Source organism: Mucilaginibacter sp. P2_A4, from assembly GCF_056405015.1.
This window is the reverse complement of sequence record NZ_JBFUCX010000009.1, coordinates 301,697-320,215: the sequence shown is the minus strand read 5'-3', so window position 1 is coordinate 320,215 and position 18,519 is coordinate 301,697. Positions and strand designations below refer to the sequence as shown.

The window sequence follows — 18,519 nt, the reverse complement described above, 5'->3', positions numbered from 1 at the left end:
TCGTTGCCGGTAATCAGGCAGCCCCCAACTTTGTTATAAGGCATGTACTGCCCGTTTTCCTCGCTGCTTAACTCTTCGTCACGGAAAATAGCGTCCAATCGCTCAATTACTTTTTGAGAAGTAGAAGCCAGGTTGCCCATCCATATGGGGGTTGCAATTATAAATATCTGACAAGATTTGATCTTTTCCAGGATAAACGGCCACTCGTCGCCATCTCCTTCATCTGAAGAATTACCGGTTAACACGTGATAGTCATTGAGACGGATGATCTCTGTTTCAAACCCATGTTCTTTTAGTTGTCCTGCAGCCTTTTCGGCCATTGCTCCCGTATTGGAAAATCCAGGGCTACGTTTAAGCGTACAATTAATGATTAATGCTTTCATATAGGTGTTGTTCAGTTAACAGGCTGTTAATTCATTTACATTCCAAATGCTTTTTTCAAATGACCTGCCGCGTACATTGCTGCATCCTTCGCTTCTGAAACAAATGTTTCCATACCCCAAAATCCGTGTGTAGCGCCATCATAGTTTTTAGCATCTGTTGTAACGCCGGCAGGATTTAATTTTTGTACCAAAGTCATCTCTTCACTTTACAGCGGATCGACCTCATCAATGATCAGAACTGTCGGCGCAAGCCATTTTAAATTAGCAGATATCAGTAAACAAACTACATGCCACATACCTTATAGCAATAGGTAAATTATAGCTTATCCCAACTACTCTTCGAAAGCCGGCCACAACCCAGGCGCAGATAGCAAAGTAAAAATAGATTCGGTACCGGACTGCGGAAAAACCAGTTATAACCGTACAAGCCGCTTGTCCGGATGCAAAATCCTGATTACCAGCGGGGGCGTCGCAATGGGGCGCGCGGCAGCCATTGCGTATGTCGAAGAGGTGCTGAGGTCCAATCACTATTATCCGGCGAAAAATAGGTTGCAGGGAAGGAAACGACCTGCTCAAAAAGAAGGCCTTAAAGCAATAGTAATTCTGAACGATCAGCGCAGCTACGATTTTTGTAAGAAGCTTATTGTGCGGGGGGCTGCCGCCATGCTTTTAAGATTTAATCTTCACAACTTTGGGCTTTGCTCTCCTGATGCGGCTGTTTTAGCAATCGTCAGCATCCAGCCCAGTATTGTTTTTTCCTGTTCATTAAAAAGGTCGATCGTAGTCCAGATTTGTACAAAAGTTTTTTCCATTATTATGTCAGCATCATGTTTTTGGCAAACAATCCGGAGAATTACTAAATTTAATACAGCTGCGTACTGATCATATAATGATTCAGCGCCCGCCTTGCTTTGAGATCGGATCAGCTTGACCATTTCAGAATCAGAAAGTTTGTTGCTGGAATTCATTTTAATTTGGAGGCGCATTTATTTTATGCATAATTAGTGCCAGTGACATCTGGAAGGATTATTTAGGCCACTGAATTTCTGTGTTTTACTGATGTAACTATTTCTTCGGTAGGTTGTTGTTTTATTATCAGGCCCATCATAGAAGAAAATGAAAAATAAAAAAACTACAGTAGCGCGTGAAGAAAAAGGCTTAAAATCCTCTTTAGATTTTACAAAGACCTGGAGCGATCAGATTGCCGTAGGCGTCATTAATGCATTGGGTAGTATGGCGTTTCTGATTGGCTGCTTGATTTTTTTTCTCATTTGGATCAGCTGGAATTCGCGTTGGCTTGGATTAAAACCATTTGATCCTTTTCCATTCCCGATACTGGAAATGATGGTATCCTTGTTTGCTATCATATTGTCCGTCTCCGTACTCATAAACCAAAAACGGCAGGGTAGGATAGAAAAAATACGGCAGCAGGTGGAGTTTGAAGTTAACATTAAAGCAGAAGACGAAATTACCAAAGTGCTTATTATGCTTCATGAGATACATCAGAAGTTGGGCATCAGTAGTGAGTCTGATGCTGAATTGGAAGAAATGAAGAAAAGCACCGACCTTAAAAAATTACAGCAAACTATAGACGAGAAAGAAACAAGACCTAAATAACCTTATATACAGAGGTAATTATCCTATTAAGCATATTCTTTTATTAGATCCTGCCTTTATCTTCGTTAAGATGCAAGACCATTTCATTAAACACAAAGAATAGTTATAAGTTTAAGATGAATGAATTGTTATTGAAAATCCATGCAAAATAATCATTCATTATTTGTTGGTCCAATGCCTTTTACAGTGAAAATCGTATATTTGAACAGTCAGTAAAGTGGGCACCTAACTAAGCACCTGAAGATTGACTTTCTATATAAGTTGTTGATAATGAGCTAATAATAAAGATAGGTTCGAGCCCAGGTGGGCGCACTTTTAGGATATCAATCGATATCAAAAAGCCTGTAAATTAATTGATTTACAGGCTTTTACATTTTCAGCCATATCAAATTTTATCAAACTTTTCCGGGTTTCACGATACCTATTCCGTAACCTGTTTTCAATTTTTACCTTCGAGGTATTGAAAAGTGTTGTAATCAACTGTACTACAGTTAATTACAAATCTCAAAAGATGGTGTTTTTTGCACTATTTTGACCCCTTTTTGATGCTTAAAACCGAAGGTTTCAATACCTATTTGTACCAAAATTAATGAAATTGAAAAGGAAGGAAGCAAAATGAAAACGGTAAACACATTCGGAATCCAGTTTATTATCAGGCCGGACAAGCTAAAAAACGGCAAAGCACCTATTTACGCGCGTATTACGGTAAACGGAGAAATTATTCACTTTGCATTAAAGCAATGGATTGATCCGGATGCCTGGGATTTAAGGCGTGGAACGGGTAAAGGTAAAGCGGAATCAACGAAAATAATTAATAACGGATTAGAGCAAGTCAGGATGGCTTTAGGCAATTGCTACCAGCAATTACAACTTAAAGGGCGTTTAATTACCCCTAATGCGATCAAGGATGCTTTTTTCGGTACTGATAATGGATATTACGGCATGCTTGACCAGGCCATTCCGTGCGCTTTAGAGCACTAGGTTGTGTTTATAGAAAGGAAAATCTCAATTAACACTCAAGGAGTTGACATGATCAAAGTGTTCCGGAAATGCCTGTCTGTAGTTTTCGGAACGAGGTGGTCAAGGACTCCGGAATGTCCAGCCTGACTTTACAAGTCCGAAAAGAGGGTATTTTAAAATAAAAAACTCAAAATGAAAATGCACACATTGAAGCAGAACCAACTATTTTGAATTTGATATCTCAAAAGTCTGTGAGGTTTTTCTAACCCAGCCATCATACTATAACAGAGCAGTAAAATTCGATAGTCAGTATAGCCTTGACCAGGCGTTTACTGAGCAAATAAAACATATATCCATAAAGATCCATCCTTTTACAAGTGCACCTATGAGTAATACGCATGAAGCAAATGCGATTATGACTAAGGAAATTGGGAGCTTTCCTGATTTCGACCACATTATCGATAGAGGAAATTTGAGACGTGCAAAGGGTTTGGTCATCGTTGAGATAATGTTTTAAGGGGACCATACTTATATAGAAAATTTAAAGACTGACGAAGAAACTGATATTGAGAAGATGTTAAACTGGAACATGGATTTTGAAGATATGAGGCGTAAAATGATCTCTTTGGCCAGCGATATTTGTTCATTCTTTCTTTTAGGGCTTCATATCACGTACCCGACCCATTCCAATTCACATGAATCTCATAAACCCCAATCAAGTGGGTTATTATCCTTTGCCGGGGATGGAGAGTATATCATGGATGAGCATTCTGATATTTTTTCTTATCCATTATTGTTGGAGGAAAACAGGGTAGAGGCTTTGAAAACTGTTTTGCCGCAAATTGCCCAAGTCTGGCACAAAAATATTTGGTCGTTTTACCGTTTTTTAAAGGGTGTTCGCTCGGACTATATAACAATTGATAATTTCTTAGATTTAGTCTTCACCCTGGAGAGTTTTTACGATAACAACACTTCCACAGAGATTATGAAATTGGTGTCATCCGTTATTGTTGCGGAAAATAAAGCAGACGCAAAAAGAATACAGGAATTGCTTACCTATTGTTTTAGGATACGGAACGAAGTAGCGCACGGTGGTACAAACTATAGGCTATATGATTACGTACCCAAAAAGCCGGGCGAACCTCAAGATGAACTATTGATTGTTCAATTGTATTGGGACCTTAAAAACCTCAATCTCAAATTGCTTTACCACGGCATCCTCAAAATATTAAATAATAAGCATTCAACGCCACCCACGGCGATTCGATTTGGTATCTCTGATATAAGCGACAAATGTATTCTATTATAAATTTCAAGATTTTTCATTCGGATCATCATCTCGATGAAGAATTTTTGAAAAACCGCCTATTTCAAACAATTCATCCACAAAGCAGTGTGGGTTTTGCACCTGTGTCCACAGTTAAAAAAGTAACCCATCAAGAAAGGTGTCCAGGGAATGGGCTCGAATCAAACAGCCTTATCAAGATTTTGAGATGCCAATCTTTTTAAAACATCCTGAAATGGTTATAGAAATGCCTATAAGGGAGCGACCGAACGCAAGTGTAGTGAATCGGCTTTGCTGCAAGCATTACTCCCAACAGCAATGTAAATGACAATTACCCCCGAAATATTCACATATTTGAAAGACTTAACCTTGTACCATGTCCCCAATATTAAAGCAACTGATCCAAACGCTCCAGATCAAATTTCCACAGGAGTTCATTCCTCTGCATTACTTTGATTTCCAAACCTTACAAGCACCCTTAACTCCGCAGCCAAAGTATTTGTACCGAGGGGAAAGAACCGTCAGCTGGACAACTTCCATGACCACCTTTAGTCGCAGCCTGAAGGACCATCCCGACTTTGCCGAGATCAACTACTGGACCACTGGGTTGCAACCCGTTTCGGCGGACGTATTGAACCCCTACGCTTTATACCCGTTCCTCAAATACGCGCTTTGGCCAACCGAAGCAGCCCGTGCAGACAAAATAGTAGAAATCTACATTAACGGCATCATGCAGCACTACGGTTTTGCGACCTCAATGCTCGATGTTAGCAGCGACCTGCTCGTCGCTGCCAGCTTTGCCGCAACCGGCGCGCCCGGAGATACCGGTCAGCTTATGGTGCTGGAAGCAAAAAATGTGGAAGATCAATATTTCGATCTGACGCAGATGTTTGGCAACCGCGCTAAACTCCAAAGCGCTTATGTGCTCTGGGGAACCCCCGCCCTTGATCTTAAAAACCAGGATTTTTCAGACCGCTACCAGCCATCCTGGCATTCGTTTGCGCTTACCCAGGAGGACAAGGATCTATACCAGAACCCAAAGCTGCTGCATCCCGCCGGCGACGAGGTGATCTCGCATATCCTGGATTGGTACGATACTCATATTACCGGCAATGACGCCATAAACGTTTCTGTAAAAAACTATTTTAAACGCATCGTCACTCCACTTCGTTAGCCATGACCAAAAAAAGACACCACTATATTTCTGACTTCCTTTGCAAGCATTTCAGCGCCGATAAAATATCCTTTTTTCGCTACGACCACCAGGAACAAAAGATATTGTCGATATCTACCAAAGATGGCTTTGTTCAGAAGCACCTCTACCGCCTCAAAAAAGGATGGCACTTACAGCGCCAAGATGGAAGATTTTTTTGATGATTACTATGAAACGCCCGCATCGGTGGCAATCAATAACCTGATCGCCCGTTTGGCGCAAACCAGCGGGCTGCCTGAACTATTAAACGTAGAGGAGCATTACCATATCCTTAAATTCTGCATTCTTTCCCATTTGAGGGCACCCAATAAGATCAATGAGATTTATTTATCCCAGGTCCGGTTCGTCATGACCATGACCTATATGCAGCTGCAATTACAAGGTCTGCCGACGGATATCGACTTTACAGTCAACCTAAACAAAGATTTTTTCTTTATGGAAAGCATCAAATCCATCCAGGGCTTTGTCAAAGACCTTAGTGATTTAAATCTCCATATCTATTTTCATCGTCAGCCCGGCCAGTACTTCGTATTACCCGACCAGCCGGTAGCCCTTCACTCCACCGACCAACGCGAATTTGGTTCGCTCGACCTGAAAATTTATTTTCCTGTCACCAGCAATATAATTATCAGCTTTGAACGCGGCGTACCCCACGACATCCTGACCGAAGTCTGGGGGCAAGCCATTGAAGAACTGAATGTATTATGCTGTAGTCGTTTCTGCCGTTACATCGCCTGTGAGAACGAGGAATACCTGCGTTACTTCGTAGACAAGCACCCGCTTCAACCCGAGCCGATCCAATCGATGAATCCCTGGAAGAAGACCGGAAGAAAATCATCCAGGAAGTCCTGCAGCATTTGCAAGAAAAAGGCGACGCAAACACCATCCTGGTTAACGACCGGCATGGCGTTCAATTGATAAGCAACCCGCAGAAAAAGCCTACCGGCCTGAAAAAATTCTGGCGCGCGCTGATTAAAAAGTACTTTCGGTAAAAAGTCATCTCTATATTTAGCCTTACTAAACCGTTCGCCTTATGTCACTTAAAGAAATTATTGCCCGTAACCGTCATGATATCGCCTTCATCGTCGGCAACGGCATCAACCGCTACCCCAATAATCCAGACGCCATTTCCTGGGATCACCTGCTCCTGCAGCTATGGCAAAGGTTTGCACCCGATGCCTTTGGAGGAGACCGGGTGCCCAAAGGCATCACGCTAACCGAATTTTATGACCTGCTCGACCTTTCCAACAACGGCCCCGAAGCCGTTCAGGCCAACGCCATCCAAAAGGAAGCCGCAGCAATTATGAATGACTGGAACTACCGGCAGCACCACGAGCATTTTATCCATAAAGCCATGGAGCTCAATGCGCCGGTGCTAACCACCAACTTCGATATGATCCTGCCAGCTGCGGGCGACCTCCGTCAATATTACATGGATAGCAAAACCTTCACCGATTTTTATCCTTGGACAACCTATTACGGAAAGGAACAACTAACCAACCCGGCTAATGGCTTTGGCGTCTGGTATATCAACGGCTTTGTCAAATATCCGCGCAGCATTCGGCTGGGGCTGACCCATTACATGGGCTGCGTCGACCGTGCCCGTAATTTCCTGCATAAAGGAGAAAATAACCCCTTCAATGCAAAAGACCAGCACCTGTGGCGCGGCTTCAACTCCTGGCTGCATGTGATTTTTAACAAGGACCTTTGTGTGTTCGGCCTCTCGTTGGAAGAAAACGAAGTGTTTATCCGCTGGCTCTTGATCGAACGCGCGCGATACTTTAAGAAATTCCCGGACCGCGTTAAAAAAGGCTGGTATGTCGCTAAAGCGCCTACAGATCTCGACGAAGCGCTTGACGGCAAAAAATTGTTTATGCGCAGTGTCGGCCTCGAATTTATAGAGGTCAACAGCTACGAAGAGATTTATGTGACCCCATGGCAGTAAGAGATCCGCACCCATTCGTCAAAAAACAAAAAGAATACCGGCGCATCGTCCGCTGTAACGAACGCCAGGCTGCCTTCGGCATCGAATGGCTGATCCGCATGCTGCTAGTATATACACCCTGGTGGATGTTTCCCGGCAACTGGATCAAAGCCGCTACGGATGATTGCCACATCTTCGTCCGCCGGACGCTGATCGAAATTTATGTCATCCTAAAGGTTGTGCTGTCTTGGTGGCTGCTCAGTCACCACACCATTGATTACGGGATTTTAATGTATATCCTGATCTGGTTGGCCGTTGAAACCCTATACGCGCTCTTGTCCGGAATTTTCCTGCGGGATATTTGGAGCGAGCCCTTCAGCTATCAGCGCAACCTGCTGCTTACCTTATGCAACTTTGTAGAAATGTGCCTTTGCTTTGCCGCCATCTACACCTATGCAGACCGCGGCAGCAACCATTTAACATTGCCTTCAAAGTTTATTATCAACGACAGTCTGACCTATGCTGATAAACACCTGACCCCATCCCAAGCCATATATTTCAGTTTCATTACCGCAGCTACCATTGGCTACGGCGATATTAGCCCGAAAGATGATTACATCCAGCAGATTGTGATTGCGCAGGTCATGATTTCTTTGGTCTTTATCGTCATGTTTATTGCTAACCTAGCCGGAAAATTGGGAACAGGAGCACTAGCTGCTCCTGCAACTGCCTCGCCCGCTGACCAGGCTGCCGATGACAACCCCTAGCGCTGAACTCAATCGAAGCGTCACCGTTTTTCTCCATTATCTTGATGGCCATGACTGCTTTTAAGACCTAGGGATGAAAGTTTGGACTCGAACCGCCCTTAAAAACAAAATGCTAAGTCAATGCCGCCAAACTTCTTAAATCATTCACAAAATGGTTCGAGAACTGCACATTTGGGCGCACTAAGTAAAAAAGCCGCTTTCTGTATCAGAAAGCGGCTTTTTGTTTCTAAACTCCATACTCCAACCTATGGAGCACCACCACCGTGAAGAATGGATCACGCAGAAGGCTGGGCAGCTATTGAACAAAAGAAAAAGCCCCGGTGATGGCCGGGGCTTGCTGCAATGCGAAGTCTATTTGGTGGTTATGGTGCCCAGCTTCGCATATTGCACATCATTGGGTTCCCATAGTTCGATCTTATTGCCTTCCGGATCCATCAGGTGGACGAAGCTGCCATAGCTGGCTTTTTCAACCGAATCTGTCGGTAAAACGCCTGCTGCTTTCAGATTCACTAATAGCTGAGCTAAGCCCTCTACGCGATAATTGATCATAAATTGCTTTTCAGAAGGCTGGAAATATTTGCTCGTCTCCTTAAAGGGGGCCCATAAGGTGAAGCCTTTTTTCGTGCTGTCTACGCCCTGGTGCCATTCAAAGTTTGTGCCGCTTTGCACCATGCGCATACCCAGGTTTTTTTCATACCATGCCTTCAGCGCCTTAGGATCCTTAGCCTTAAAGAAAATACCGCCGATACCCGTTACCCGCGGGCCTTTATTGACAGGGTTGGTAAAACGGCTGTACCCATAGCCCAGCAAAAAGGCAAAGCAAAGCAAGCCGAGAAGTGTAAACTTTTTCATGATATCTGGTTTATGCTTTAAAGATAAGTAATATGTGATTGCGATTTTATTTTTGAGGATCTAAATCCTAACTTCATAGCTTATGAGTTGGATCTGTCCTAAATGTGAGCGGGAATTCCCCAAGCCGGAGCAAAGGCATTATTGCGCGCGGGTCAGCTTGGATAGTTTGTTCCTGGGCCGCCCGCCGGAACTGGTGTTGGTGTTTGATAGGCTGCTTGCAGAAGTCGCGGATTGGGACGGCGTGCTCGTCGGCACCACGCCGAACTGCATCGTCTTTACCCGGCGGTTAACCTTCCTGGTGATCCGGCCGTTAAAAAAGGAGCTGGACCTGAAGTTTTATTCCAGCGTGGCACACCCGGAAAAACCCGTTCTTAAAAGTATAGCCTTGGGCAATAAATTTGAAAATCATATCCGGATCGCGATGCTCGATGATCTGCGGCCGGCTTTATTTAATTATCTTCGGGAATCCTATCGGCTGTTATAAAAAAGCCAGTCACTAACAAAAACTAATGAATAATAACCGATAAAATAAATCCATGACCGTAACCGAATACATCAGCAGTGCGCCAGCGGAGAGGCAGGCCATCTTAACTACGCTCCATGAAGCAATACTGGCGAATGACCCGACCGTGGTCCCGGTTATAAAGCCAATGATGGGCAAGGAAATGATCCTTTATGAAGAGCGCTCCTATATGAAATATGGGTTGGCCAGCACCAAGAACCATATGTCGTTGCATTGTCTGCCGATTTATATGAACCCGTCCCTGCATGCCAAATACGCCGCCTTGTTACCCGCCGCTAAATTGCAAAAAGGTTGTATCAATTTCACGGATGAGGAAGCGTTACCGCCAAAAATCTTAACCGCATTAATTACTGATTGCTCCGTTATCAGCATCGCCACCATGCTCGAAAATCGAAAGAAAAAATAAATCACGAAGGTCGCATTCGTAAGGCGCTAAAGGGGGGGATATCCTCAAGGAAAAAGCAATTTTTTGCGCGATAATTTTTTCGCCACAGGTGAAAGTCCCAGGTGGGCGTACAAAGCGGATAATCATTGATCGTCCGCTTTTTTTGTAAACTATTGCTTTTTTATCGATATCGGAATATCAGGCAACCGGATAACCCGGTGACTATATTTAGCATCGTTTTCAGAATGTGTAACCATTATGATAGTTGCCCCATCTTTATTCAGTTCGTCCAGTAAGTCCATAACTTCCTTGCCGTTGTCATGGTCTAAATTTGCTGTTGGTTCATCTGCAAGTATCAATTTAGGCCTGTTCACTACCGCCCTTGCCAGAGCAACGCGCTGCTGCTGCCCACCAGATAGTTGCCGTGGATATGTTTTGAGGCGCTGATCGATATGCATTTTATCCAATATTTCTTCAGTCCGCTTTGCACGTACTGAGGTTGGTAAACCGGTGTAGATCATCGGAAGTTCTACATTTTCAAAAATGGTCAAATCATCGATCAAGTTGAAATTCTGGAATAAAAAGCCGACATTTTGCTTGCGCAGTTCCGCGCGTTTACGCTCATTAAAATGAGTTACTTCAACGCCGTTGAAAACATAGCTTCCGCTATCGGAATCGTCAAGAAACCCTAAGATATTCAGCAGGGTTGATTTTCCGCAGCCAGATGGGCCCATGATCGCCACAAATTCGCCTTCATCAACCTCGATGGACAGTTTGTTTAATGCCACAATATCCTGTTCATCGATATGGTAGCATTTTTCGATATCAGAGATCTTTATCATATGCTTCAGATTTTAGAGTGTTAAAATCATTATAAAGCTAGCGCTATTCAGTATTCTGTTTTTTTTAAATTGACGAACTAAATAGTTGATTACTATAAATTTATGGAAATATAATATCAAAATCACTATTTGTGGATAATAAAAACGGGATGATACACATACTCTTTGACGATGCTTGCTATCTGAGCCTTGGAATAATTGATTCTACATATCCAGCAAAAAAAATGCTAAAAAAATTGCGTAGTTAAATAGCTACATTTATATTTGTAGTCAAATAGCTACGCAATGAATTTAAGACGAGACGTATTTCAAGCCATAGCCGACCCAACAAGAAGGGCTATACTACTGTTGGTTGCCGCACAATCCATGACTGCCGGAGCGATAGCCTCAAACTTTGATACTGCCAGACCAACCGTTTCCAAACACCTGCAAATACTCACCGAGTGCGAATTGCTTGAGCAAAAGCAAAATGGCCGAGAAATTTACTACCTCATCAATGCAAAAAAAATGAAAGACGTAGCCGACTTTATCGAGCCATTCCGCCAATTGTGGGATGACAGGTTTAACAAACTGGAATCCATAATGAAAAACTACAAACCTAAAAAATAGCATATTATGGAACTAAAAACAAAGATTGCCGCCGAAGATGGCAAACAGTACCTGGTAATTACAAGGGAATTTGATTTGCCGTTGGAATTACTTTTTAAAGCCCATGTAGAACCCGAAATTGTGGAACAATGGATGGGAACCAAAGTGCTGAAACTTGAAGGAAAAAAGCACGGCGGCTGGCAATTTGAAACAGCAGATGCAAAAGGAAACGTGGTATTCAGGGCCAATGGCGTGATTCACGAGTTTGTTCCGAACCAGAAAATTACACGGACATTTGAAATGGAGAACACACCTTTTCCCGTTCAGCTGGAGTTTTTGGAATTTGAAAAACTTACCAACGATACCAGCAAGATTAACATTCACATTGTATATAAATCTGTGGCGCACCGCGACCAGATGTTGCAGCTTCCCTTTGCCCAGGGGCTTAATATGGCACATAACCGTCTTCAAGATACCGTAAGCAAATTAAAATAAGATACCATGACAAAGCGAAATAAAATCATTTATTGGGTTGCTACCATCTGGCTTGCATTAGGAATGGTATCCACCGCTGCAGTACAATTGCTCAAAATGAAAGAGGGGCAGGGAGGGGCCAATAGCATTATACATTTGGGTTATCCCATTTATCTTTTAACAATTTTAGGTGTTTGGAAAATTTTAGGCGTTGTAACGGTGCTTATTCCTAAATTGCCTTTGTTAAAGGAATGGGCTTATGCAGGCTTTTTCTTTATCATGTCTGGAGCGATACTTTCGCATATCGCTTTGGGTGGTTACATTAAAGAAATATTTCCCTCGCTGCTGTTGCTGATCCTTACAATGGTATCGTGGTATTTCAGGCCTGCAGATAGAAAGATCATTTCCGTTAATTAATAAAATAAACCTTATGAAACCTAAATTGTCATCAGAGCAAAGTGAAGAATTACTCAAAGTATTGAAAGCCCGTTTTGAGAAAAATATGAGCCGTCACCTCGGCCTTGAATGGGGCGACGTACAAGCTAAACTGGAAGTTAATACTGAAAAACTATGGTCGCTTAATGAAATGGAACAAACCGGCGGTGAACCGGATGTTGTTGATCATGATAAAAAATCGGGCGAATATATTTTTTATGACTGTTCGGCCGAAAGCCCTAAGGGCCGCAGAAGCCTTTGCTATGACCGTGAAGCGCATGAGGCAAGGAAAGAATTTAAGCCAGAAAATACGGCTATTGATGTAGCGGCTGCCATTGGTATAGAACTGTTAACAGAAGAACAATACCGGGAATTGCAAAAACTTGGGAAGTTTGATTTGAAAACATCCAGCTGGGTAAAAACCCCGGCCGATATCAGGAAACTTGGTGGGGCTGTTTTTTGCGATCGTCGCTACGACACCGTTTTTCTTTATCATAACGGAGCAGAATCCTATTACGCAGCCAGGGGCTTCCGGGGCTCGCTACGGGTCTGAGTTTTGTACAGAAAGTTTAATAACTATAACCAGGCGCATCATGAATCCTAAGGTTGATTTTTATTTCAATAACGGCAAAAAATGGCAGCAGGAACTGGAACAATTGAGAATGATCATTCTCAATTGTGGACTCACCGAAGAATTGAAGTGGGGCGTTCCCTGTTATACGTTTCAAGGAGTTAACATCGTTTTAATACACACATTTAAAGAATACTGCGCGATTTTGTTTTTTAAAGGCGCCTTGTTAAATGATGCCAATGGTATTTTGGTGCAACAAACAGAGAATGTGCAAGCCGCGCGCCAAATCAGGTTTACCAACGTCGGGGAAATAGTTGAGACGTTACCCATTTTGAAAGCTTATATCTATGAAGCCATTGAAGTGGAAAAGGCCGGATTAAAAGTGGATTTTAAAAAGACTGCAGAATTTACCGTTGCCGAAGAATTTCAAAATAAATTAGACGAGATGCCTGCACTGAAAATTGCTTTTAATGCATTAACGCCGGGACGGCAGAAAGCATACTTGTTGCATTTTGCCGCACCTAAACAATCCAAAACCCGCGAGGCAAGGGTTGAAAAATGTATGCAACAAATTCTTGAGGGCCAAGGATTAAATGATTGAAGAACAACTCTTCCGTTTTTCTATTCTTGATTGTGGTATCATCTATTTCAGACCACCTGTGCCGTCCGGCGTTACAAAGCTTTCAGTGGCCTTATAATTCTCCTTTTGTAACAAAATAAATATAAAGTCTATAGATTTTGTAGTTTATTAATTAATTTCTATGTTTGCGCTATAACAACAAGCAAACAAAGTAATGAATACTCCTTTTACCAAACAAAGAGTAATCTCAAAATGCAACCAACGAATGCCTGCTTCTCTAAAAGTACAGGCTTGTTGTTGTTATAAACAATAACTTCTAATTGATAAAATTGATGATGGCGGGTCTATATCCGCCCTGTATCGCTATGGGCTATACAGTTAAAAATTAAGGTGATAAACGCTTATGAAATAAAATATACTACTCCTAAAAATTAAACCGGCAAGGAAGCCTTGCCGGTTCGGCAATGAAAGATCAATTACGTAACGCCAATCACTCATTGATCTTCATTTAAGCTTAAGCAAAAGCATTAATCATTTACTTAAAACCTCGTTAAATATGGAAATATTTATCCGTAAAAAAAATATAACGTTTTTACCAAAATTCCTGTTCTTATTATTTCTTTCAATACCTTTCACGCTATCGGCGCAGCAGGAGCCACCGGCAACTATCAACTCAATTTTAAAAGGGCGGGTCTATGATGCAGCATCCAAAGATGTGTTGCCCGGTGCATTAGTAACCATCAAAGGCACAACACACGAGGTGTCAACAAACGCCGAAGGTCGTTTTGATTTCATTACAGGTCAAAAATTTCCTTATACGCTTGTCATTCGTTTTATCGGCTTTGAGCAGCAGGAAATCGTAGTAAACGGCAGCCCCGTCGAAATTTATCTTAAACCTATTCCGCAACAGCTAAATGATGTGGTTGTAGTAGGATACGGCACCAAAACCCGCAAAGACCTCATCAGCTCGGTATCTACTATAAAAGCCGATGAAGTAAAACAGATTCCTGTTGCCAGTTTTGATGCGCAGCTGCAGGGTAAGGCGGCCGGGGTACAGATCAACTCAAATACCGGTGTTCCCGGCGATGGTATTTTTATACGTGTACGCGGCACCACATCCATTAATGCTAGTAACGATCCTTTGTATATTGTAGATGGTGTTTTTTTGAACAATACCAGCTTGCAAACTATTAGTACAGGAGGCCGGGCTACGTCGCCAATTGCAGATCTTAATCCCGATGACATTGAAAACATAGAAGTTTTAAAAGACGCCAGCGCAACAGCCATTTACGGTTCCCGCGGTGCCAATGGCGTCGTTATTGTTACAACCAAAAGAGGAAATTACAATTCCAGGCCTAAAATCAATTTTAACGTTTCGCAAGGTTTGGCATGGGAGCCCAAAGGAAAGCTCTGGAAGCTCACTACAGGCCCCCAACACGCCGAAATTGTAAACGAGTTTTACCGCAATTCAGAAGCAGACGCTATCGCGGCAGGTAATACGGCAGGTATCAATACTTATAAAAATCTCCCTTTCCGTGCATTGGGCGATAATCCCACCGGAACGCCTTTACCGAGGGGATTACCTTCAGATCAACAAACATATGATCGTTTAGGCGAGATCTTCCGCACAGCCAATCTTGCTACCTATGATCTTTCTTTGGAGGGAGGCAGCAAGGATACCAAATATTATATAGGTGCCGGGTATACCAAACAAGAGGCCGATATCAAACCGATCGATTTTAGCCGCCTTGGTTTTAAAGTAAACCTGGATCAGCGCATAAGCGATCGCGTACAAGTGGGTACAAGCAACAGCATTTCCCGTTCGTACCGTAACCAGGCCCGGTCTGGCGATGGCCCGGCAGGTGGTTTGCTGCAATCAGCCTTGCATACGCCAACATATCTGCCCGAGGTGAACGCCGATGGTACACCGGCAAGGTATGCTGGTTTTGATAACCTGCAGGTGTTGCTCAATAATTATAATGTACATACAGCCAGCCTTCGCTACATAGGTAATTTATATGCTGATATCGAAATACTGAAAGGCTTAAAATTCCGCACAAGCTGGAGCCTTGATTATAATAATTATAATGAAACTGAATACTGGAATGATAAAACCCAGTTAGGAGCTTCGCCAACCAATGGATTGGCCACGTCAGCAATAACTCAAAGCAGCGCCTGGATCAATGAGCAAACCTTAACTTATCATCATTTATTCGGCGAAAAACATACTTTAGATGTAGTAGTTGGTAATACGCTGCAAAGTAATATCGTACAGCTTACATCGGCGCAAGGATCAGGTTTCCCTAACAATGCTTATACCGATATTTCGTCGGCTTCAACCCGCACCGCTAATCAAACTTGGACAAAGGGAAATCTTTCATCCTACTTTTCACGCATCTCGTACAACTATGCCAGTAAATACTATCTGGAGGTAAGTGCCAGGGCTGACGGATCATCTAAATTTGGGGTAAATAACAGGTGGGGTTACTTCCCATCTGTGGGTGCTTCATGGCGTGCTAAGGAAGAAAGCTTCTTAAAAGATGTTAATGCAATCAGCGACCTGAAGTTACGTGCCAGTTACGGCGTTACCGGCAACCAGGCCGGCATCAATAACTTTGCGGCCCAGGGTTTATGGACAGGTGGGGCAGGCTACCCGGATAACGTAACCGGTGGCGATAAAGCAGGAACCGCGCCCCAGCAGTTAGCTAATCCTAACCTGAAATGGGAGCGTACTGCCCAGGCAAACGTTGGTTTTGATATCGGTTTGTTAAACAACCGCCTCAATTTAGCTGTCGACCTGTACTCTAAACAAACCAGCAATTTGTTACTGCAATTGCCCGTGCCCGAGATTACCGGATACAATACCTACTACAGCAACGTTGGTAAAATAAGTAACAAGGGATATGAGGTAAGTATCAGCTCAATCAATATTAAAACCAAAGATCTGACATGGTCAAGCAGCTTCAATATATCGGGTAACGTTAATAAGATCACATCGCTACCGGTACCTATTAATCAATATAGCCGCGATTGGATCCGGATGCAACAAGGTTATTCTATGTTTTCCTTCTGGATGTACAAGCAAACGGGTGTTGATCCGCAAACTGGTAATGCCATATTTCAAGACGTAAATAAAGATGGTGTTATCAATACCGCCGACCGCCAGATTGTAGGTAACGCGTTGCCGAAGTTCTTTGGTGGGCTGAGCAATACCATTACTTACAAGGGCTTTGATGCCAGTTTTTTATTCAGCTTTGAACAGGGCAACAAAGTGCTTAACCTCAATCGCTTTTTTGGCGAAGGCGGTGGTACCCGCGATGCCAACCGTGTAATTTTTGCCAGCCAGCTTAACAGGTGGCAGAAACCCGGCGACATAACCGATGTACCGCGCCTTACAGCTTATGGCAACAACTACACACTCGAGCAAAACAGCCGCTTTTTAGAGGATGGATCATTCATCCGGCTTAAATCATTAAGCATCGGCTATACACTACCAAAATCGCTTACGCAAAAAATTGACATACAGTCATTGCGCTTTTACGTGGTGGGTACCAACCTGTTGCTTTTCACCAAATACACAGGTCCTGATCCGGAAACAAACGTAGGCGGCGGGCAGGATGTGCAAGGTATTGATCTTGGCACGCCACCACAGCCGCGCACGGTTCAGTTAGGTGTAAACATTACTTTATAAGGAGGTCCATGATCATGAAAATATTAAAAACTATAAAATATATAATACCTGTTTTAGCCCTTGTAGTGCTGGCTTCCTGCAAAAAATTCCTGGAGGTGCAGCCAAAGGATTCTGTATCTGATACGCAAACCATTTTTGACCGCGCGTCGGCCGAAACCGCTGTTCGCGGCATTTACCGGGCACTGTCTGCCGATAATTATTACGGTGTAAACTTTGTGTCAGTTGGTTATCTGTCAGGCGATAACGTGCAATGGACAGGTTCACAATCCATCGTACAGCAATTTATTGATCACAATGTAAAAGCAGATAACGCAACTGTGTCTGGTATCTGGCTGGCTATTTACGCTACCATCAACCGGGCCAATTATGTAATTGCCAAACTCCCCGGAGTTACCGATGGATCATTGACTGCGGCAGAAAAGAGCCAGCTTTTGGGTGAGGCCTATTTCATCAGGGCTTTATGCTACTTTGACCTTGCCCGCACCTGGGGCGGCGTACAAATAGTTACTGCTCCAACACTATCCGCATCGGATAAAAATGGGATACAACGCAGCACTGTTGAACAAACCTACGCGCAGGTATTGAGCGATCTGAACACCGCCGAACCTTTACTGCCATTACCAACAGCTCAAAATCCGGTAAGGGCTAATAAAGAAACAGTTTATGCTTTAAAGGCAAGGTATTACCTGTATCAAAAAGATTGGGCCAATGCCGAAAATTATGCCACACTGGTACTTGCCGATACTAAGAACTATGCATTACTAAAACCATACGGCTCCTGGTTTGCCAATAACGTGGTGGGTACAAGAGAATCTGTTTTTGAGCTTGCTTACAGTGCAACCTATACCAATGGGCACCGCGGGCAATGGCAGCCACCTGCAAACAGTGGTACACGCCAGTGGGCACCCAATAATACCTTTATCACTTTGGTTAATGATCCAACCATTGGTGGTAACCGCAGCGCGTTGGTGGCCAAAACATCTGCCGGTTTGTGGTATGGTAACCTTTACTATCGCAGCCCGGCTACCGATCCGGCTTACATTATTCGTATTGCCGAATTATATCTCATCCGCGCAGAGGCCCGGGCCCAGCAAAGTAAACTGGATGATGCCCGCACCGACCTGAATGCAGTGCGTGATAGGGCAGGTTTAATTGCCACCACGGCAGTTTCTAAAGATGATGTACTGTTAGCGATCGAAAATGAGCGTCGTATTGAGTTTGCCTTTGAAGGTCACCGTTGGTTTGATCTGGTACGCACCGGCAGGGCCGCTACCGTATTGGGCGTGGCTGATGCAAAAAAATATGTATTGCCCATCCCGGTAGATCAATTGAATGTTGACCCATCGCTTACGCAAAATCCCGGTTATTAATAGTTGAAATGAATTTTTAAAAGGACAAAAAAAGTCGGGTGACTGAGTGGCTAAGTTGA

The 18,519-nt window shown here is 43.3% G+C and carries 21 protein-coding genes; 16 read left to right on the top strand and 5 right to left on the bottom strand.

Features of this window, described 5'->3' with window-relative positions:
- The 3 genes from AC1DYB_RS18055 to AC1DYB_RS18045 all read right to left on the bottom strand — a co-directional run.
- Positions 1-383: flavodoxin family protein (locus AC1DYB_RS18055; protein ID WP_477436981.1), on the bottom strand; the 383-nt coding region annotated here is incomplete at its 3' end.
- A gap of 35 nt (positions 384-418) precedes the next feature.
- Complete coding sequence (locus AC1DYB_RS18050; RefSeq protein ID WP_477436980.1) at positions 419-580, bottom strand: hypothetical protein; 162 nt, start codon at positions 578-580, stop codon at positions 419-421.
- A gap of 486 nt (positions 581-1,066) precedes the next feature.
- Complete coding sequence (locus tag AC1DYB_RS18045; RefSeq protein WP_477436979.1) at positions 1,067-1,351, bottom strand: RNA polymerase sigma factor; 285 nt, start codon at positions 1,349-1,351, stop codon at positions 1,067-1,069.
- 148 nt (positions 1,352-1,499) lie between these two features.
- Here AC1DYB_RS18045 and AC1DYB_RS18040 point away from each other — a divergent pair, with 148 nt between their 5' ends.
- From AC1DYB_RS18040 to AC1DYB_RS18010, 7 genes are all read left to right on the top strand, one after another.
- Positions 1,500-2,000: a DUF1003 domain-containing protein gene (locus AC1DYB_RS18040; protein ID WP_477436978.1), complete on the top strand. Its 501-nt coding sequence runs from the start codon at positions 1,500-1,502 to the stop codon at positions 1,998-2,000.
- Positions 2,001-2,615: 615 nt separating this feature from the next.
- Entirely contained in the window at positions 2,616-2,981 is a 366-nt protein-coding gene (locus AC1DYB_RS18035) for an Arm DNA-binding domain-containing protein (RefSeq protein ID WP_477436977.1), read from the top strand.
- Between the two features lie 568 nt (positions 2,982-3,549).
- Positions 3,550-4,269, top strand: a complete 720-nt coding sequence (locus AC1DYB_RS18030) for a hypothetical protein (protein ID WP_477436976.1) — start codon at positions 3,550-3,552, stop codon at positions 4,267-4,269.
- Between the two features lie 352 nt (positions 4,270-4,621).
- Positions 4,622-5,419, top strand: coding sequence for an FRG domain-containing protein (locus tag AC1DYB_RS18025; RefSeq protein WP_477436975.1), 798 nt, complete (start codon positions 4,622-4,624; stop codon positions 5,417-5,419).
- A gap of 123 nt (positions 5,420-5,542) precedes the next feature.
- Complete coding sequence (locus AC1DYB_RS18020) at positions 5,543-6,376, top strand: DUF4238 domain-containing protein (RefSeq protein WP_477436974.1); 834 nt, start codon at positions 5,543-5,545, stop codon at positions 6,374-6,376.
- A 115-nt stretch (positions 6,377-6,491) separates the two neighbouring features.
- Positions 6,492-7,403, top strand: coding sequence for a hypothetical protein (locus tag AC1DYB_RS18015; protein ID WP_477436973.1), 912 nt, complete (start codon positions 6,492-6,494; stop codon positions 7,401-7,403).
- The gene (locus tag AC1DYB_RS18010) at positions 7,394-8,149 is read left to right on the top strand and encodes a potassium channel family protein (RefSeq protein WP_477436972.1); all 756 of its coding nucleotides are present in this window, start codon (positions 7,394-7,396) and stop codon (positions 8,147-8,149) included. Before AC1DYB_RS18015 ends, AC1DYB_RS18010 begins: the two co-directional genes overlap by 10 nt.
- 351 nt (positions 8,150-8,500) lie before the next feature.
- On the opposite strand, the gene AC1DYB_RS18005 is transcribed toward AC1DYB_RS18010, so the two are convergent.
- Positions 8,501-9,001, bottom strand: a complete 501-nt coding sequence (locus AC1DYB_RS18005; protein WP_477436971.1) for a VOC family protein — start codon at positions 8,999-9,001, stop codon at positions 8,501-8,503.
- 82 nt (positions 9,002-9,083) lie between these two features.
- Between AC1DYB_RS18005 and AC1DYB_RS18000 the strand changes: the two genes are divergently transcribed.
- Both AC1DYB_RS18000 and AC1DYB_RS17995 read left to right on the top strand, forming a co-directional pair.
- Complete coding sequence (locus AC1DYB_RS18000) at positions 9,084-9,485, top strand: DUF5655 domain-containing protein (protein ID WP_477436970.1); 402 nt, start codon at positions 9,084-9,086, stop codon at positions 9,483-9,485.
- A gap of 52 nt (positions 9,486-9,537) precedes the next feature.
- Positions 9,538-9,930, top strand: a complete 393-nt coding sequence (locus AC1DYB_RS17995) for a DUF1801 domain-containing protein (protein WP_477436969.1) — start codon at positions 9,538-9,540, stop codon at positions 9,928-9,930.
- 149 nt (positions 9,931-10,079) lie between these two features.
- Here AC1DYB_RS17995 and AC1DYB_RS17990 read toward each other — a convergent pair whose 3' ends face one another.
- Entirely contained in the window at positions 10,080-10,751 is a 672-nt protein-coding gene (locus tag AC1DYB_RS17990) for an ABC transporter ATP-binding protein (protein WP_477436968.1), read from the bottom strand.
- A gap of 285 nt (positions 10,752-11,036) precedes the next feature.
- Between AC1DYB_RS17990 and AC1DYB_RS17985 the strand changes: the two genes are divergently transcribed.
- From AC1DYB_RS17985 to AC1DYB_RS17955, 7 genes are all read left to right on the top strand, one after another.
- Positions 11,037-11,360 (top strand): ArsR/SmtB family transcription factor, encoded by a 324-nt coding sequence (locus AC1DYB_RS17985; protein WP_477436967.1) that lies wholly within the window; start codon positions 11,037-11,039, stop codon positions 11,358-11,360.
- Positions 11,361-11,366: 6 nt separating this feature from the next.
- Positions 11,367-11,834 (top strand): SRPBCC domain-containing protein, encoded by a 468-nt coding sequence (locus AC1DYB_RS17980; protein ID WP_477436966.1) that lies wholly within the window; start codon positions 11,367-11,369, stop codon positions 11,832-11,834.
- Between the two features lie 6 nt (positions 11,835-11,840).
- Positions 11,841-12,230 carry a DoxX family protein gene (locus tag AC1DYB_RS17975; protein ID WP_477436965.1) on the top strand — a complete coding sequence of 130 codons (390 nt, stop codon included), beginning with the start codon at positions 11,841-11,843 and terminating at the stop codon, positions 12,228-12,230.
- A gap of 13 nt (positions 12,231-12,243) precedes the next feature.
- Entirely contained in the window at positions 12,244-12,801 is a 558-nt protein-coding gene (locus AC1DYB_RS17970) for a DUF4256 domain-containing protein (RefSeq protein ID WP_477436964.1), read from the top strand.
- Positions 12,802-12,841: 40 nt separating this feature from the next.
- A complete protein-coding gene (locus tag AC1DYB_RS17965) occupies positions 12,842-13,420 on the top strand; it encodes a YdeI/OmpD-associated family protein (protein WP_477436963.1) in 579 nt (192 codons plus the stop codon).
- A gap of 535 nt (positions 13,421-13,955) precedes the next feature.
- Positions 13,956-17,090 (top strand): SusC/RagA family TonB-linked outer membrane protein, encoded by a 3,135-nt coding sequence (locus tag AC1DYB_RS17960; protein WP_477436962.1) that lies wholly within the window; start codon positions 13,956-13,958, stop codon positions 17,088-17,090.
- A 14-nt stretch (positions 17,091-17,104) separates the two neighbouring features.
- Positions 17,105-18,460, top strand: coding sequence for a RagB/SusD family nutrient uptake outer membrane protein (locus AC1DYB_RS17955; RefSeq protein ID WP_477436961.1), 1,356 nt, complete (start codon positions 17,105-17,107; stop codon positions 18,458-18,460).
- The last annotated feature ends 59 nt before the right edge of the window (positions 18,461-18,519 follow it).

What these genes read in the sequence shown, in the direction of transcription:
- AC1DYB_RS17970 (WP_477436964.1), top strand. Translation starts at nt 12,244, where the DNA reads ATGAAACCTAAATTGTCATCAGAGCAAAGTGAAGAATTACTCAAAGTA.
- AC1DYB_RS18045 (WP_477436979.1), bottom strand. Translation starts at nt 1,351, where the DNA reads ATGAATTCCAGCAACAAACTTTCTGATTCTGAAATGGTCAAGCTGATC.
- AC1DYB_RS17965 (WP_477436963.1), top strand. Translation starts at nt 12,842, where the DNA reads ATGAATCCTAAGGTTGATTTTTATTTCAATAACGGCAAAAAATGGCAG.
- AC1DYB_RS17960 (WP_477436962.1), top strand. Translation starts at nt 13,956, where the DNA reads ATGGAAATATTTATCCGTAAAAAAAATATAACGTTTTTACCAAAATTC.
- AC1DYB_RS17985 (WP_477436967.1), top strand. Translation starts at nt 11,037, where the DNA reads ATGAATTTAAGACGAGACGTATTTCAAGCCATAGCCGACCCAACAAGA.
- AC1DYB_RS17980 (WP_477436966.1), top strand. Translation starts at nt 11,367, where the DNA reads ATGGAACTAAAAACAAAGATTGCCGCCGAAGATGGCAAACAGTACCTG.
- AC1DYB_RS17975 (WP_477436965.1), top strand. Translation starts at nt 11,841, where the DNA reads ATGACAAAGCGAAATAAAATCATTTATTGGGTTGCTACCATCTGGCTT.
- AC1DYB_RS18000 (WP_477436970.1), top strand. Translation starts at nt 9,084, where the DNA reads ATGAGTTGGATCTGTCCTAAATGTGAGCGGGAATTCCCCAAGCCGGAG.
- AC1DYB_RS18025 (WP_477436975.1), top strand. Translation starts at nt 4,622, where the DNA reads ATGTCCCCAATATTAAAGCAACTGATCCAAACGCTCCAGATCAAATTT.
- AC1DYB_RS17990 (WP_477436968.1), bottom strand. Translation starts at nt 10,751, where the DNA reads ATGATAAAGATCTCTGATATCGAAAAATGCTACCATATCGATGAACAG.
- AC1DYB_RS18020 (WP_477436974.1), top strand. Translation starts at nt 5,543, where the DNA reads ATGGCTTTGTTCAGAAGCACCTCTACCGCCTCAAAAAAGGATGGCACT.
- AC1DYB_RS18050 (WP_477436980.1), bottom strand. Translation starts at nt 580, where the DNA reads ATGACTTTGGTACAAAAATTAAATCCTGCCGGCGTTACAACAGATGCT.
- AC1DYB_RS18010 (WP_477436972.1), top strand. Translation starts at nt 7,394, where the DNA reads ATGGCAGTAAGAGATCCGCACCCATTCGTCAAAAAACAAAAAGAATAC.
- AC1DYB_RS18015 (WP_477436973.1), top strand. Translation starts at nt 6,492, where the DNA reads ATGTCACTTAAAGAAATTATTGCCCGTAACCGTCATGATATCGCCTTC.
- AC1DYB_RS18030 (WP_477436976.1), top strand. Translation starts at nt 3,550, where the DNA reads ATGGATTTTGAAGATATGAGGCGTAAAATGATCTCTTTGGCCAGCGAT.
- AC1DYB_RS18035 (WP_477436977.1), top strand. Translation starts at nt 2,616, where the DNA reads ATGAAAACGGTAAACACATTCGGAATCCAGTTTATTATCAGGCCGGAC.
- AC1DYB_RS17955 (WP_477436961.1), top strand. Translation starts at nt 17,105, where the DNA reads ATGAAAATATTAAAAACTATAAAATATATAATACCTGTTTTAGCCCTT.
- AC1DYB_RS18040 (WP_477436978.1), top strand. Translation starts at nt 1,500, where the DNA reads ATGAAAAATAAAAAAACTACAGTAGCGCGTGAAGAAAAAGGCTTAAAA.
- AC1DYB_RS17995 (WP_477436969.1), top strand. Translation starts at nt 9,538, where the DNA reads ATGACCGTAACCGAATACATCAGCAGTGCGCCAGCGGAGAGGCAGGCC.
- AC1DYB_RS18005 (WP_477436971.1), bottom strand. Translation starts at nt 9,001, where the DNA reads ATGAAAAAGTTTACACTTCTCGGCTTGCTTTGCTTTGCCTTTTTGCTG.